The 15,250-nt window shown below is 63.3% G+C and carries 15 protein-coding genes; 9 read left to right on the top strand and 6 right to left on the bottom strand.

Going from position 1 to position 15,250, the window contains the following annotated elements:
• Positions 1-27 precede the first annotated feature (27 nt).
• From argS to CSZ94_RS14830, 7 genes are read left to right on the top strand one after another with little or no spacing between them, the layout of a single operon-like run.
• Entirely contained in the window at positions 28-1,737 is a 1,710-nt protein-coding gene (gene argS / locus CSZ94_RS14860; protein WP_102122211.1) for an arginine--tRNA ligase, read from the top strand.
• Positions 1,738-1,757: 20 nt separating this feature from the next.
• On the top strand, positions 1,758-2,453 hold the full coding sequence (locus CSZ94_RS14855; protein ID WP_102122210.1) for an SPOR domain-containing protein: 696 nt from the start codon (positions 1,758-1,760) through the stop codon (positions 2,451-2,453).
• Positions 2,454-2,462: 9 nt separating this feature from the next.
• Complete coding sequence (locus tag CSZ94_RS14850) at positions 2,463-3,134, top strand: thiol:disulfide interchange protein DsbA/DsbL (protein WP_102122209.1); 672 nt, start codon at positions 2,463-2,465, stop codon at positions 3,132-3,134.
• 37 nt (positions 3,135-3,171) lie between these two features.
• Positions 3,172-3,933: an SDR family oxidoreductase gene (locus CSZ94_RS14845; protein ID WP_102122208.1), complete on the top strand. Its 762-nt coding sequence runs from the start codon at positions 3,172-3,174 to the stop codon at positions 3,931-3,933.
• Positions 3,934-3,943: 10 nt separating this feature from the next.
• A complete protein-coding gene (locus CSZ94_RS14840) occupies positions 3,944-4,741 on the top strand; it encodes a biotin--[acetyl-CoA-carboxylase] ligase (RefSeq protein WP_102122207.1) in 798 nt (265 codons plus the stop codon).
• 4 nt (positions 4,742-4,745) lie between these two features.
• Positions 4,746-5,504 (top strand): type III pantothenate kinase, encoded by a 759-nt coding sequence (locus tag CSZ94_RS14835; protein ID WP_102122206.1) that lies wholly within the window; start codon positions 4,746-4,748, stop codon positions 5,502-5,504.
• Positions 5,498-6,178, top strand: coding sequence for an SPOR domain-containing protein (locus CSZ94_RS14830; RefSeq protein ID WP_102122205.1), 681 nt, complete (start codon positions 5,498-5,500; stop codon positions 6,176-6,178). Before CSZ94_RS14835 ends, CSZ94_RS14830 begins: the two co-directional genes overlap by 7 nt.
• 10 nt (positions 6,179-6,188) lie before the next feature.
• On the opposite strand, the gene CSZ94_RS14825 is transcribed toward CSZ94_RS14830, so the two are convergent.
• From CSZ94_RS14825 to CSZ94_RS14800, 6 genes are all read right to left on the bottom strand, one after another.
• Positions 6,189-7,235: a septal ring lytic transglycosylase RlpA family protein gene (locus CSZ94_RS14825; protein ID WP_102122204.1), complete on the bottom strand. Its 1,047-nt coding sequence runs from the start codon at positions 7,233-7,235 to the stop codon at positions 6,189-6,191.
• On the bottom strand, positions 7,235-8,350 hold the full coding sequence (gene rodA, locus CSZ94_RS14820) for a rod shape-determining protein RodA (RefSeq protein WP_102122203.1): 1,116 nt from the start codon (positions 8,348-8,350) through the stop codon (positions 7,235-7,237). Before rodA ends, CSZ94_RS14825 begins: the two co-directional genes overlap by 1 nt.
• Before the next feature lie 8 nt (positions 8,351-8,358).
• Positions 8,359-10,329 (bottom strand): penicillin-binding protein 2, encoded by a 1,971-nt coding sequence (gene mrdA, locus CSZ94_RS14815; protein ID WP_102122202.1) that lies wholly within the window; start codon positions 10,327-10,329, stop codon positions 8,359-8,361.
• Positions 10,330-10,341: 12 nt separating this feature from the next.
• Positions 10,342-10,854, bottom strand: a complete 513-nt coding sequence (gene mreD, locus CSZ94_RS14810) for a rod shape-determining protein MreD (protein ID WP_102122201.1) — start codon at positions 10,852-10,854, stop codon at positions 10,342-10,344.
• Positions 10,851-11,867 (bottom strand): rod shape-determining protein MreC, encoded by a 1,017-nt coding sequence (mreC, locus tag CSZ94_RS14805; RefSeq protein WP_102122200.1) that lies wholly within the window; start codon positions 11,865-11,867, stop codon positions 10,851-10,853. Before mreC ends, mreD begins: the two co-directional genes overlap by 4 nt.
• Before the next feature lie 108 nt (positions 11,868-11,975).
• Positions 11,976-13,019 (bottom strand): rod shape-determining protein, encoded by a 1,044-nt coding sequence (locus tag CSZ94_RS14800; RefSeq protein ID WP_010393186.1) that lies wholly within the window; start codon positions 13,017-13,019, stop codon positions 11,976-11,978.
• Between the two features lie 351 nt (positions 13,020-13,370).
• Here CSZ94_RS14800 and gatC point away from each other — a divergent pair, with 351 nt between their 5' ends.
• Together gatC and gatA are read left to right on the top strand one after the other, a co-directional pair.
• On the top strand, positions 13,371-13,673 hold the full coding sequence (gatC, locus tag CSZ94_RS14795; RefSeq protein WP_071079526.1) for an Asp-tRNA(Asn)/Glu-tRNA(Gln) amidotransferase subunit GatC: 303 nt from the start codon (positions 13,371-13,373) through the stop codon (positions 13,671-13,673).
• 53 nt (positions 13,674-13,726) lie between these two features.
• Complete coding sequence (gene gatA / locus CSZ94_RS14790) at positions 13,727-15,223, top strand: Asp-tRNA(Asn)/Glu-tRNA(Gln) amidotransferase subunit GatA (RefSeq protein ID WP_102122199.1); 1,497 nt, start codon at positions 13,727-13,729, stop codon at positions 15,221-15,223.
• The last annotated feature ends 27 nt before the right edge of the window (positions 15,224-15,250 follow it).

Raw genomic sequence — 15,250 nt, 5'->3', positions numbered from 1 at the left:
TAACGCGGTTCCACCGCCATCCTGCTCATGCTCGCCCAACAGAAACAAGAAATCATCGCCCTGTTCCAGGCCGCCCTCGTTCCCGTCCTGGCCGGCACATCGCTGACGCCATCCGTGGTGCTCGAGCGACCACGCGATGCATCGCATGGCGACGTCGCCTGCAACATCGCCATGCAACTGGCCAAGCAGCTGAAACAGAATCCCCGCGAACTGGCACAAACCATCGTCACGGCCGTGCTGGCCAACCCGGCTGGCAAGGGCTTGATCGAGGCAGTGGAAATCGCCGGCCCCGGCTTCATCAACGTGCGCGTCTCCGCCGCCGCCAAGCAGGCCGTGGTGAAGACCATCCTGAGCGAAACCGACAACTATGGCCGCAGCACGGCAGGCGCCGGCAAGCAAGTCATCCTGGAATTCGTCTCGGCCAACCCGACCGGCCCGCTGCACGTGGGGCACGGCCGCCAGGCGGCCCTGGGCGACGCGCTGTCGTCGCTGTTCGACGCGCAAGGCTACAAGGTGACGCGCGAGTTTTACTATAACGACGCGGGCGTGCAGATCCAGACGCTGGCCAATTCCGTGCAGGCGCGCGCGCGCGGCTTCAAGCCGGGCGACGCCGAATGGCCCGAACCGGCTTACAACGGCGACTACATCGCCGATATCGCCAACGATTTCCAGGCCGGCAAGACCGTCTCGGCCAGCGATGGCTTGCCAGCGACGGCCAATGGCAACATCGACGACATCGATTCGATCCGCCCCTTCGCCGTCACCTACCTGCGCAACGAGCAGGATATCGACTTGCAGGCCTTCGGCGTGAAGTTCGACAATTACTACCTCGAGTCCTCGCTGTACGCGGACGGCAAGGTCAATAGCGCGGTCGAAACCTTGGTCAAGGCGGGCCACACTTACGAGCAGGATGGCGCGCTGTGGCTGCGCACCACCGACTACGGCGACGACAAGGATCGCGTCATGCGCAAGACGGACGGCAGCTACACGTATTTCGTGCCGGACGTGGCGTATCACATGGTGAAATGGCAGCGCGGCTTCGTGCAGGCCATCAATATCCAGGGCAGCGACCACCACGGCACCATCGCGCGCGTGCGCGCCGGCCTGCAGGCGGTCGACATGGGCATCCCGCAAGGCTACCCAGACTACGTGCTGCACAAGATGGTCACCGTCATGAAGGACGGCGAGGAAGTGAAAATCTCGAAGCGCGCCGGCTCCTACGTGACCGTGCGCGACCTGATCGAATGGTCGGGCGGCGGCGACATCGCCAAGGGCCGCGACGCCGTGCGCTTCTTCCTGATCTCGCGCAAGGCCGACACGGAATTCGTCTTCGACGTCGACGTGGCGCTGAAAACCACCGATGAAAACCCGGTGTATTACGTGCAGTACGCGCATGCGCGCATCTGCCGCATCCTGGAAAACTGGGGTGGCGATGCCAGCACGGTCGCCAACGTTGACTTGTCTCCCCTGACGGCACCGACCGAAGCGACCCTGCTGGCGACCCTGGCCGCCTATCCGGAAACGCTGGCGCGCGCGCAAGCGGAACTGGGTCCGCACCAAGTCGCCTTCTACCTGCGCGACCTGGCCGCCAACCTGCACAGCTTCTACTTCGCCGAAAAAGTACTGGTCGAGGACGAAGCCGTCAAGATGGCCCGCCTGGCCCTCGTCATCGCCGCGCGCCAGGTATTGCGCAACGGCCTGGCACTGATCGGCGTGTCCGCGCCAAACAAAATGTAATCGTGAAGGTCAAACCGTCAATGAGTCATGCTTCCCCCCGCGCTTCCCGCTTCTCTTCGACCCGGCGCCAGCAGGGCAACACGCTGGTCGGCATCATCATCGGCCTGGTCATCGGCCTGGGCATCGCCGTGGTGGTCGCCCTGGTGATCACCAAGGGCGCTTCGCCCTTCACCGACAAATCGGGCAAGGCCGGCAAATCGGCCGAACCGACCGCCGGCCAGATCTCCGACCCGAACAAGCCGATGTACGGCAACAAGGAAGCTGCCAAGGAAGCGGCGCGCGACTTTTCCAAGGAGCCGCGCGAGATCGTCACGCCGACGCAGCCAGCCACGCAGCAGCCGAAGGCGCCGCCGCCGGACGCACTGCAGGAATTGATCGGCAGCCTGAAGGACAAGCCGTCGCCGAAAACGCCGGCCGCCGCCCCTGCGCCGCAAGCCAAGGCCGATGTGAAAGAGGCCAAGGCCGATGCAGCCAGCGACAAATGGATTTATTATCTGCAGGCCGGCGCCTTCCATGACATGTCGGACGCCGAAAGCACGCGCGGCAAACTGGCGCTGCTGGGCTTCGAAGCGGCCATCAGCGACCGCAGCACCGATGCCGGCGTGCTGCACCGCGTGCGCATCGGACCGTTCAACCAGCTCGAAGCGATGAACCGCGCGCGCACCAAGCTGTCTGAAAATGGCATTGATGTCGCCGTCGTCCGCAACCAAAAATAAGGAACAAGCATGCGCTTTCTGAAGAAAATCCTGTTCGCCGCCGCTCTATGCACTGCCGCCATGGGCGCATCGGCCTCGCCGGCCGAGCCGAAAGACGGCGTCGAATACGAAACCCTGGCCACGCCGCAAGCGACGGAATCGGGCAAGAAAATCGAAGTGACGGAATTTTTCGCGTATTACTGCCCGCATTGCAACGTGCTCGAACCGCAACTGGCGGCCTGGGTCAAGAAGCAGGGGGACAATATCGTCTTCAAGCGCGTGCATGTGTCGCGCGATGACAGCGTGGCGCCGCAACAGCGTTTGTTCTTCACCCTGCAAGCCATGGGCCTGCTCGACAAGCTGCACACCGGCGTCTTCCACGCCATGCACGTGGAGCGCAACCGCCTGGCCACCGACGACGCCGTGTTCGACTTCGTCGCCAAACAGGGCGTGGACCGCCAGAAGTTCATCGACACTTACCGTTCGATGGGGATCTCGGCCCGCGTGCGCCGTGCGGACGCCATGATGCAGGGCTATAACGTGACGTTCTGGCCCATGATCGCCATCGATGGCCGCTACATCACCTCGCCGTCGCAAGCCGATCAGGGCAGCAAGTCGGCCAAGAACGAAGAGCAGCTTAACTCCCAGGCGCTCACCGTGATGGACGTGCTGGTCGCGAAAGCCAAAGCGGAAAAGAAATAAACATGGCCACTTCCCTGGCGCGCCCGGGCATCGCCTGATGCACAGCGTTTTCATCACGGGCGCGTCGAGCGGATTGGGCGCAGCCCTGGCGCTGCAGTACGCGCGCCAGGGCGCCACACTGGGCTTGCTGGCCCGCCGCGGCGACGCACTGCAGCAACTGATCGCCTCCCTGCCCCACCCTGAACGCCACCGCGCCTACGCCGTCGATGTGTGCGACCACGCCGCCCTGAAAAGCGCGGCGCAAGACTTCATCGGCTACGCCGGCCGCATCGACGTCGTCATCGCCAGCGCCGGCGTGTCGTACGGTACCCTGACCGAACACGCGGAAGACCTGGACGCCTTTGCGCGTTTGATGGCCATCAATGTCACGGCCACCGTTGCCACCTTCGCGCCCTTCATCGCCGCCATGAAAACCCAGGGCAGCGGGCGCCTGGTAGGCATCGGCAGCGTGGCCGGCATACGCGGCCTGCCCGGCGCCGAAGCCTACAGCGCCTCGAAGGCAGCCGTCATCAGCTACTGCGAATCGCTGCGCTTGGAACTCAAACCGGCCGGTATCCGTGTCGTCACCATCACGCCCGGCTACATCGACACGCCGATGACGCGCCACAACACCTACCGCATGCCCTTCCTGATGCCGGCCGAAAAATTCGCCGTGCGCGCCGCGCGCGCCATCGCCGGTGGCGACAGCTACCGCGTGATCCCGTGGCAGATGGGCGTCGTCGCCAAGCTGCTGCGCGCGCTGCCCAATGCCGTCTACGACCGGGCCTTCGCGAATGCGCCGCACAAGGCGCGCAACTGAACTTACCACCATGACGAAGCACTCAGACCTGAACAGCGCGGCCATCGCCGCCCATTGCGCCACGGGCGCCGCCCACGTGGCCATCGAAGTGGTCGACGAAACCGGCTCGACCAATGCCGACCTGCTGGCACGCTGCGCCACACTGGCCGGCCCCACCCTGCGCGTCGCCGGCCAGCAGACGGCCGGACGCGGGCGTGCCGGGCGGCCCTGGATGTCGCAGCCGGATGCCAGCCTGATGTTCTCGCTGGCCTGGCGCTTCAAGGGACCGCTGCATCAGCTGGTCGGCCTGCCGCTGGCCGTCGGCGTGGCGCTGGCCGAAAGCATGTCGGCGCTGGGCGTGCCGGTGCAATTAAAGTGGCCGAACGACATGCTTAAGGATGGCCATAAACTGGCCGGCATCCTCGTCGAGACGCAGCAGGCGCCCGAGGGCAACGGCGTATGGGCCGTCATCGGCTGCGGCATCAATTTGCTGATGCCTGATACGCTGGAACGGCAGATCGGGCGCAGCGTCTCGGCCGTACCCTGGCTGGCGCAGATGGAACGCAATACGCTGGTGGCAGCTCTGCTCAGCCGCCTGGCCGGCGTGCTGGCCGAATTCGACGACACGGGCTTTGCGCCCTTTGCCGAACGCTGGAACCTGCTGCACGCCTGGCAGGGCCAGCACGTGAAGATCCTCGACAACGGCCAGTTGCTACAGCAAGGCGTGGCGGCCGGCGTGGATCACCTGGGCCGCCTGCTGCTGCGCACCGATGGTGGCCTGCAGGAAGTCATGTCCGGCGACGTGTCCTTGCGCCTGAGCGGGGAGTAAGCGCATGCTACTGCTGATCGACGCCGGCAATACGCGCATCAAATGGGCACTCGTGGAAGCCGACAGTGCTGCCGGCGGTTGGCTGGCCAGCGGCGCCGTCACGCATGCGCAGATCGACACGCTGGCCGCGCAGTGGGCCGCACTTTCCATCAGCGAAGCGCTGCTGTCGAACGTGGCAGGCAGCATCATCGGCATGCGCCTGCGCGCCATGCTGCCGGTCTTTGCGCGCAACTTTGCCTCGCTGCCGCAGCTGGCCGGATTGACGAACGGCTACCGCGTGCCGTCGCAGCTGGGTTGCGACCGCTTTGCCGCCGCCATCGGCGCGCGGGCGCTGGCCCCTGGCCAGGCGCTCATCGTCGCCAATTGCGGTACCGCCACCACCATCGACGCCATCACGGCCGATGGCGTTTTCCTCGGCGGGATGATCTTGCCGGGACTGGGGCTGATGGCCAGCTCGCTGGCGCGCAACACGGCGCAGCTGCCGCAAATCGCCGGCGACGCCATGCTGCCGGCCGGCTTTGCCAACAACACGGACGACGCCATCCTCTCCGGCTGCCTGGCGGCGCAAGCGGGCGCCATCGAACGGGCCGTGCGCGTGCACGGCGCCAGCGCCTGTGTATTGTCAGGCGGCGCCGCGCCGCGTATCGCACCGGCCCTGGCACTGACAGTACCGCTGCAACTGGTGGACAATATCGTCATGCTCGGCCTGCAGGCGGCCGCGCGCACCGGCGCGGCCGGAATACAAGGAAACCACGTATGCTGAAATTTGTCTTCTGGCTGCTGGCCGGTGTCAACCTGCTAGTGCTGGCCATCGGCCAGGGATATCTGGGCAGTTTTCGCAGCGAGACGCGCGAACCGGCGCGCCTGAAAAACCAGCTGCAGGCCGGCAAGCTCACCTTGCTGACGCAGGAACAGGCCACGGCGCCCGCCGCGCCGCCAGCCACAGTGGCAGCTGCGGTGGCGGCGCCGCCATCGTATGCCTGCACGGAGGTGGGTAATTTCCTGCTGGCCGACGGACGCCGCTTCGAGGCGCAAGTGGCGGCGTTGGACCTGGGCGACCGCCAGTCTCGCCGCAACGTGGCCGGCCAGGAGATTTCCAGCTATATGGTGTACATCCCGCCGCAGGGCAGCAAGGAAGGCGCCGACCGCAAGGCCGGCGAATTGAAGCAGCTGGGCGTGACGAATTATTTCATCATGAACGAAGGCAGCCCGCTGCGCTGGGGCATTTCCCTGGGTGTATTCAAGTCGGAAAACAGCGCGCAAAGCCAGCTGGCATCGCTCAACAAACAGGGCGTGCACAGCGCCCGCGTCACGCCGCGCTACAGCGCCAGCAAGCAGTTCGCTTACCAGTTCCGCAACCTCGATGCGGCTACGCGCACGCGTCTGGCAGGCATCGCCGCGCAGTTCGAGGAACAGGAACTGCGCAGCTGTAAATGACAGCTGCAGCTCATCGTTCGATCACGATGGGCTTGACGCCAGCCGACGCCGGCAAGCTGGCCGCCGCGCGCGCAGCATCGGCGCGGCTGGTGAATGGGCCGCCATACAAACGGAACAGCGGACCCGCTGGCACCACGTCCAGCGTGCCCAGCGTCTGCGCAAAGGGCGCCAGTTGCGCGCGGCCCGCCTCCGCATTGTCGGCGCGTGAATAGGCGCCAAGTTGCAGATAAAAGCCGCGGGCCAGCGCGGCAGGCGCGGGCGCGGCGACGGTCGCGTCAACCATGGCAGTCACTTCCGGCTGCACCACGGCGCCCGTTTCCACCGGCGTATCGATGGAAATAGCCACCACGGAAGGCACCGGCTTGGGCGCCGCCCTGGCTGCGAGAATGGCATCGATATCGGCCGGCAGCAACCGTTCGACAACCACCTGGTGGCTGCCCTTGCCCAGGAATCCCAGTTTCAGCGCCGCCGTATAAGACACGTCGATCACGCGCGTGGCGTGGAAGGGACCGCGGTCATTGATGCGCACGATCACCTGCTCGCCGCTGTCGATGCTCGTCACGCGCGCATACGACGGAATCGGCAAGGTCGGATGGGCCGCCGTCATCTTGTACATATCGTAGATTTCGCCTGACGAAGTGCGCTGGCCATGGAATTTCTTGCCATACCAGGTGCCTGTGCCCTTCTGCTTGAACGGTTCATTGTCGGTGATCGGCGTGTACGTTTTGCCAAACACGACGTAAGGACGGTTCGAGCGCGTCGAATACGGCTCGTTGCGCACTTCCGCATCGGGAACGTCGCGCAGGTTGGCCGGCGGATTGTCGCCCGGGCCGTCATCCTTGTAGTAACCGCCGCGCCCGGAGCCTGCCGCCGGCAGCGCCGGCAAGGTGGGGTCCTGGCGCACGGGGGACTTGACCTTGCCTCCTGACGGCAGCGGTACGTTATTCGACGCGGGTTTTTGCGGCGTGGTGCCGCAGGCGGCCAGGGTCAGCAAGACCGCCAGCAGTGTGGAAACATTCAGCCCGCGCATGGCGAAGGTATCGAAAGGCGCGCGCATCAGGTCTGCACCAGCTTGCGATGACGCTGGATGCTCATCAGGATACCGGTGGCCACGCCCAGGGTCAGCAGCGCGGTGCCGCCATAGCTGAGGAAAGGCAGGGGAACGCCGACCACCGGCACGATGCCGCTGACCATGCCCATATTTACAAACGCATACGTAAAGAAAATCATTGTTATCGCTCCTGCCAGCAGGCGAGTGAAAAAACTGGGGGCGTTGGCGGCGATCATCATCCCCCGTCCCACCAGCAGCAAATACATCAGCATCAGAATCAGATTACCCACCAGGCCGAATTCCTCCGAATACACGGCGAAGATGAAGTCGGTCGTGCGCTCCGGGACGAATTCCAGGTGGGCCTGCGTGCCGTGCGTCCAGCCCTTGCCTGTCATGCCGCCGGAGCCGATGGCGATGATGGACTGGATGATATGGAAGCCTTTGCCCAGCGGGTCCTTGGTCGGGTCGATCAGCATCATCACGCGGTCGCGCTGGTAATCATGCAGGTGCGACCAGGCGACAGGCAGGCAGGAAACAAAGGTGATCAGCAAGCCAGCCAGCACCTTCCACGACAGGCCGGCCAGGAAGATGACGGTAAAGCCGGCCGCCACCACCAGCAATGCAGTGCCCAAGTCGGGCTGGCGCGCGATCAGGTAGACAGGCACCAGCAACAGCACGGCCGCCATCAGGAACGATTTCCAGCGCAGGGTGCCCGCATTGTGCTGGAAGAACCAGGCCAGCATCAGGGGCGTGGCAATCTTCAGGAACTCGGAGGGCTGGATGTCGATCACGCCGATATGCAGCCAGCGCCGCGCGCCCAGCTTGATGGTGCCGAACAGCGCCACGGCCACCAGCAATATCACCGATACCGTATACGCGGGCACGGCGATGCGCATCATCATCTGCGGCGTGACATTGGCCGCCACCCACATGACGAAAAAGCACAGCAGGATATTGCGCAGGTGGTCCTCGATCTTGCCGGGGATGCCGATGCTGGCCGAATACAGGGTCACCAGGCTGGTACAGAGCAGCATCAGGATGATAATCATCAGCGGCGGATCGAACACCGCCAGATAGGGTTTGGCGCGCCGCCACAGCGAGCGCCTTTCGTTAATGGGCATGTGCTTCCTTATTGCCTGGCAGGCGGGGCCGGGGCGGCCTGCTCGTCAGTGATTTCTTCCAGAGTGCGCACTTCGTCGACATCTTCCTTGGGCACCTTGGTGGTATCCTTTTCCTTGTCGCTCGGGCGCTTGCCCAGCAGGTAATAGTCGAGCGCCTTGCGCGCGATCGGTGCAGCCACGCCGGCGCCGAAGCCCGCGTTTTCCACCACGATGGCAATGGCGATGCGCGGCTTGTCGGCCGGTGCAAAGGCCGTAAACAAGGCATTGTCGCGCAGGCGTTCGGCCAGCAGCTTGGCATTGTACTTCTCGTTTTTCTTGATGCCCACCACCTGCGCCGTACCCGTCTTGCCGCCCACCGTGTACTGCACGCCGGCGAAGATGCGCGCAGCCGTGCCACCCTGCTCGCTGGTCACGCCCACCATGGCGCGCTTGATGACGTCGATGTTTTCCTGCTTGAGCGCGATGCGGTAGCTTTCCTTCGGCACCGTCAGGGTGCGCGCACGCGTGGCGGCGTCTTCGATGATCTTCACCAGATGCGGTTTCATTACCACGCCGTTATTGGCCAGGTTGGCTGTCGCATGGGCGATCTGTAGCGGCGTATAGGAATTGTAGCCGGAGCCGTTACTCACCGAAATCGTGTCGCCGCCCACCCATTTTTTCTGCTGTGGCGTCTTGAAGCGGTTGCGCTTCCATTCTATCGACGGCAGCACGCCCGTCTTTTCATTATTCAGGTCGATGCCCGTCAGCTGGCCGAAACCGAACGGCTTCATGAAGTCGTGGATGGCATCGATGCCCATGTCACGGCCCAGCTGATAGTAATAGGTGTTGCACGAGACGACGATGGACTTATGCATGTCCACCGTGCCGTGGCCGCCCACCTTGTCGTCGCGGAAGGTGTGGCCGCCCAGGATGAAGAAACCGGGATCGGAGATCGACTGGCTCGGCGTGCGCTTGCCCAATTCGAGTGCGGCCAGCGCCATGAAGGGCTTGAAGGTCGAACCGGGCGCGTAGGTGCCGGACAGGGGCCGGTTGACCATCGGCCGGTCCAGCGAGGTATTGAGTTCATTCCAGCTTTGCTGGTCAATACCGTCGACGAACAGGTTCGGGTCGTAGCCGGGCTTGGAGACGTAGGCCAGGATGTCGCCCGTGGCCGGGTCGATCGCCACGGCCGCGCCGCGCCATTCGCCAAACGCTTCCTCGACCACTTTTTGCAGTTCGATGTCGATCGACAGGATCAGGTTGTTGCCAGGCGTCGCTGCCGTGCGCGACAGGGTGCGCATGGCGCGCCCGCCGGCCGACACTTCCACTTCTTCGTAGCCGGTGGTGCCATGCAACTGCTTTTCGTAGCTTTTTTCCAGGCCTTCCTTGCCGATATGGTCAGTGCCGTTGTAGTTGGCTGCGTCCTCGCCCTCATCGAGCGCCTTGGCTTCATTGCGGTTGATGCGGCCGATGAAACCCACTACATGCGAGGCGATTTCGCCCATCGGATACTGGCGGAACAATCGCGCCTGCACCTCCACGCCGGGGAAGCGGAAGCGTTGCGCCGTGAAACGGGCCACTTCTTCATCCGTCAGGCGCGTGCGCAGCGGCACGCTGACAAAATTCTTCGAGTCTTCCAGCAGCTTCTTGAAGCGGCGGCGGTCCTTGATGTCGATCTGCACCAAAGTAGACAGCTCGTCGATCACCGAATCGAGGCTGGCACTCAATTTCGATGGCGTGATTTCCAGCGTATAGGCCGAGTAATTGCGCGCCAATACCACGCCGTTGCGGTCGAGGATCAGGCCGCGCGTGGGCACGATGGGCACCACGGCGATGCGGTTGTCTTCGGCCTTGGTCGCGTAGTCCTCGTGCTTGATCACCTGCAGCCAGATGAAGCGCGCCAGCAGCAGCGAAAAGCAGACGAAGACAAGCGCGCCCAGGATGGTCAGGCGCATGCGGAAAAAATGCAGTTCGCGCTCGGTATTCTTAAGTTCAGTCATGGCAGGCGCCCGTCAAATCGGCCGGTTATGGTCGCGGTCCACCGCACGGCGCTGCGGCGCCAGCAAGAGCCACGTGACGAAAGGCCACAGGACGACGGCGACGAAGCTCTCGATGAAATTGAGCCAGCCTGGGAAACGGCCGGAGACGATCAGGCGCGTCAGCAATTGCAGCGCCTGCGTCAGCAGCAGCAGCGGCAGCACATGCAGCGCCTGCGTCAGGATGGGGAACCACAGCACGCGGCGGTGCATCATGATGGCGAAGTAGGACAGCAAGGTGTAGGCCAGCGCATTCTCGCCCAGCAGGGTCGAGTCGTGCACGTCCATCATCAAACCCATGAAGAACGCCACACCGATGCCGACCTTGCGCGGCTGGTGTATGCCCCAGAAGACCAGCACCAGGGCGACGAAATCGGGCACGCCGACGAACTGCCCCCATGGCAGCAGGTTCAGCAGAAAAGCGCACAGCAGGGAAAAACCGATGAACAGGGGACTGACCGGCTGCAGGATGTAATGCGGGCGGTTCATCGTGTCGGCTCCTTCGGTGGCACGGCGGCAGGTACCACGGCCGGTTTCGGCACGACGGCAGGCGTGGCTGGCAGTTTTGCTGCGGGTGTGGCGGCGGCGGCCGGGTCTTTGATGGGTGCCATCTTGCCGGCGATCTTGCGGCCCGTCTTGACGTCTTCGACTGGCGGACGCGGTGGGATCTCGGGCGACGTCATCAAGATGAGCAGTTGGGTGTTGCGTTCGATGCCGGCCAGCGGCTGGCACACGACGCGGCCAAATGGACCGTGCGCATTGCGCTCGACCAGGGTCACGCGCGCCACGGCCAGGCCGGCCGGATACAGGCCATCGAGGCCAGAGGTAATGACGATATCGCCGATCTGGATGTCTGCACTGGGGGCGGTGAAGCGCAATTCCATGGTGCCGGACTTGCCGCGGCCGATGGCCACGCTGCGTACGCCATTGCGCAGCAGCTGCACGGGAATGGCCTGTTCTTCATCGGTCAACAAGGTCACTTCCGAAGTGAACGGGAACACGCGCGTGACTTGTCCCACCACGCCCAGGTTGTCGATTACGGGACGGCCCAGTTCGACGCCATTCTGAATGCCCCGGTCCAGCACTATCTTGCGCGCGGCCGAATCGCGCGTGTCATACAGCACTTCGGCCATCATGGTCTTGACGGGAACGCGCTCGCGCGCTTCCATCAACTTGCGCAAGTGCTTGTTTTCAACGATGTTGAGCTGCGCCTGTTGCATGATCTGCGCCGAGGCGATCTGTTCGTGCTTCAGGTCGCGCACCTGTTTTTCCAGGGAAGACAGCGAAGAAAAGTAGTTGCCGACGCCAAGCGCCACGTCGCGTGGCACCAGGGCCGCCATCTGCACCGGATACAGCACGGTGCCGACTGCCTGGCGCACGGCCGTCAACGCGTGCATGCGCGAATCGACCAGCAACAGGGCGATAGAAATGCCGGCGAACACCATCATCTTGACGCGGGCGGAGGCGCCTTGTTTGAAAAGTGGCGGAGGACTGTATTCCATGACTTCCAATAATCAGGCCAGGCGCAGTGCGCCAACGTGCAAGCCCCGGTCGAACGCCGGCGCCAAAACCCAAAAAAGGCCGGAATGGTTTCCGGCCCTTCTGTCAGATTATTCGTAGGAGAAGATCGAGCCGAGCTTGTCCATACGTTCCAGGGCCATCCCGGAACCACGCACCACGCAGGTGAGCGGGTCCTCGGCCACCAGCACCGGCAGGCCGGTTTCCTCCATCAGCAAGCGGTCCAGGTCGCGCAACAGTGCGCCGCCGCCCGTCAGCATCATGCCTTTTTCGGCAATATCGGCACCCAGTTCCGGCGGCGTCTGTTCCAGCGCGTTTTTCACCGCCGAGACGATGTTGTTCAGCGGGTCGGTCAGCGCTTCGAGAATCTCGTTGCTGGAGATGGTGAACGAGCGCGGGATGCCTTCGGACAGGTTGCGGCCCTTGACTTCCATTTCCTTCACTTCCGAGCCCGGGAAAGCCGAGCCGATGGCCTTCTTGATGGCTTCGGCCGTCTGTTCGCCGATCAACATGCCGTAGTTGCGGCGGATGTAGTTAACGATGGCTTCATCGAACTTGTCGCCGCCCACGCGCACGGAACCCTTGTAGACCATGCCGCCCAGTGAGATGATGCCCACTTCCGTGGTGCCGCCGCCGATGTCGACCACCATCGAGCCGGTCGCTTCCGACACGGGCAGGCCCGCGCCGATGGCCGCTGCCATCGGTTCTTCGATCAGGTATACCTGCGAAGCGCCGGCACCCAGCGCCGATTCGCGGATCGCGCGGCGCTCGACCTGGGTCGAACCGCACGGCACGCAAATGATGATGCGCGGCGAAGGGCGGAAGAATTTCGAGTCATGCACCATGCGGATGAACTGCTTGAGCATCTGTTCGGTCACGGTGAAGTCGGCGATCACGCCATCTTTCATCGGACGGATCGCTTCGATATTGCCCGGCACCTTGCCCAGCATCTGCTTGGCTTCCTTGCCGACTGCCTGAATGGTCTTCTTGCCATTCGGACCGCCTTCCTGGCGGATGGCGACGACGGATGGTTCGTCGAGGACGATACCGAGGCCGCGCACATAAATAAGAGTGTTGGCCGTGCCCAAATCAATGGCCAGATCGGTGGAGATATACCTGCGTAAAAAACCAAACATGAGTGTCCTGTAGCGCATCGAGCTGCGCAAAAGCTGTTTATGGGGAGTTTCAAAGCGGGCGCTTTCAGGCACCCTGAAAATCCATGAAGGCGATTTTCCCGGGTTTCGCTTGGCGCTTGCGCAATCTTTTCTATGCTGCGGCAGCAGTCCATCAGCGCCGACAACGCATTAACCCGCCATTCTACCTTATAATTTGAATGCGATTTGCTCAAAAACCATGGAAAAGTGCGACTCTTGCGGCCGCGACTTACGCGGCATTCCTCGGCTTTTGTGCGCAAAAAAGCAGCAAATACCCGCGTTTTATCAAAACGCCAACTTAATACTCATGCGCGTCACTCCGCGCCATTCGCCATGTCCCTGACACTATCCGACGTAAAACGCATCGCCCACCTGGCACAACTCGAAATGGCCGACGATCAGGCCGTCACCTCGTTGGCCCAATTGAACAAGATTTTTGCACTGGCGGAACAAATGCAAGCCGTCAATACCGATGGCGTGGCCCCCCTGAGCCACCCGCTGGCTGCCCACATGGACAATATCGCCCTGCGCCTGCGTGAAGACGTCGCCACGGAAACGAATCACCGCGACGCCTATCAGGCCGTGGCACCGAAGGTCCAGGATGGACTCTATCTCGTGCCCAAGGTTATCGAATAAACACGCCGGTGCGCCGCTCCCGCCTTCTTGCCGAATATCAAAATAGAAACGCCATGCATACAAAATCCATCAAACAGCTGTCCACGCTTTTGCAGAACAAGGAAATTTCCGCCGTTGCACTGGCGACGCACTTCCTCGACCGCATCGCAGCGGACACTTCGAACGCCTTCCTGCACGTCGATCGTGCCCTGACCCTGGCGCAAGCTTCAGAGGCCGATGCGCGTATCGCCGCCGGCACGGCCACGCCATTGACGGGCGTGCCGATCGCGCACAAGGACCTGTTCGTGACAAAAGGCTGGCGCACCACGGCCGGCTCGAAAATGCTGGCCAACTACGCCAGCCCGTTTGACGCCACCGTGGTGGAAAAATTCCTGGCGGCCGGCATGGTCACCCTGGGCAAGGTCAATTGCGATGAATTCGCCATGGGTTCCGGCAACGAAAACTCGGCCTTCGGCGCCGTGCAGAACCCTTGGGACAACGCCGCCGTGCCGGGCGGCTCCTCGGGCGGCTCGGCCGCCGCCGTCGCTGCCGGCCTCACCCCGGCGGCCACCGGCACCGACACGGGCGGCTCGATCCGCCAGCCGGCCGCCTTCTGCGGCATCACCGGCATCAAGCCGACGTATGGCCGCGTGTCGCGCTTCGGCATGATCGCCTTTGCCTCGTCGCTGGACCAGGGCGGCCCGATGGCCCGCTCGGCCGAAGACTGCGCCCTGCTGCTGACCGCCATGGCCGGCTTCGACGAGCGCGACTCGACCAGCCTGTCGCCGGATCAGGGCGGCGTGACGGAAGATTTTTCACGCAGCCTGGATCAGCCCCTCACGGGCTTGCGCATCGGTGTGCCGCGCGAGTATTTCGGCGAGGGCCTGGCCAAGGACGTGGAAGCGGCCATACGCGGCGCGCTGGCGCAGTATGAAAAACTGGGCGCCACCCTGGTCGACATCTCGCTGCCGAACACGGCCCTGTCGATTCCCGCCTACTACATGATCGCGCCCGCCGAAGCGTCGTCGAACCTGTCGCGCTATGACGGTGTGCGCTATGGGCACCGCGCTGCCGAGTACAAGGATTTACAGGACATGTACAAGAAGTCGCGCGCCCAGGGCTTCGGCCCGGAAGTGCAGCGCCGCATCATGGTCGGCACCTATGTGCTGTGCCACGGCTACTACGACGCCTACTACCTGAAGGCGCAAAAGATCCGCCGCCTGATCGCGCAGGATTTCGATGCCGTATTAAATGGCCCGAACGCCGTCTGCGACGTCATCATGGGCCCCGTCGCGCCAACTGTCGCCTGGGACCTGGGCGACAAGACGGACGACCCGGTGGCGAACTACCTGGCCGACATCTACACCCTGTCGACCAGCCTGGCCGGCCTGCCCGGCATGGCTATCCCTTGCGGTTTCGGCGCAGGAGACAAGAATGGCAAGCGCCCCGTCGGCCTGCAAATCATCGGCAATTATTTTGGCGAAGCCAAACTGCTGAACGTGGCCCACCAGTACCAGCTGGTGACGGACTGGCATACGCGTGCTCCAGGCAACGCAACTGCCGGTATCTAAGAAAAAATTCGCGCCGCCCAGGCGGCG

The sequence above is a fragment of the Janthinobacterium sp. ROICE36 genome (assembly GCF_002869965.1).
Classification (GTDB): Bacteria; Pseudomonadota; Gammaproteobacteria; order Burkholderiales; family Burkholderiaceae_D; genus Janthinobacterium.
The sequence above is the reverse complement of the archived record's forward strand: the minus strand, read 5'-3'. Positions and strand labels throughout refer to the sequence as shown.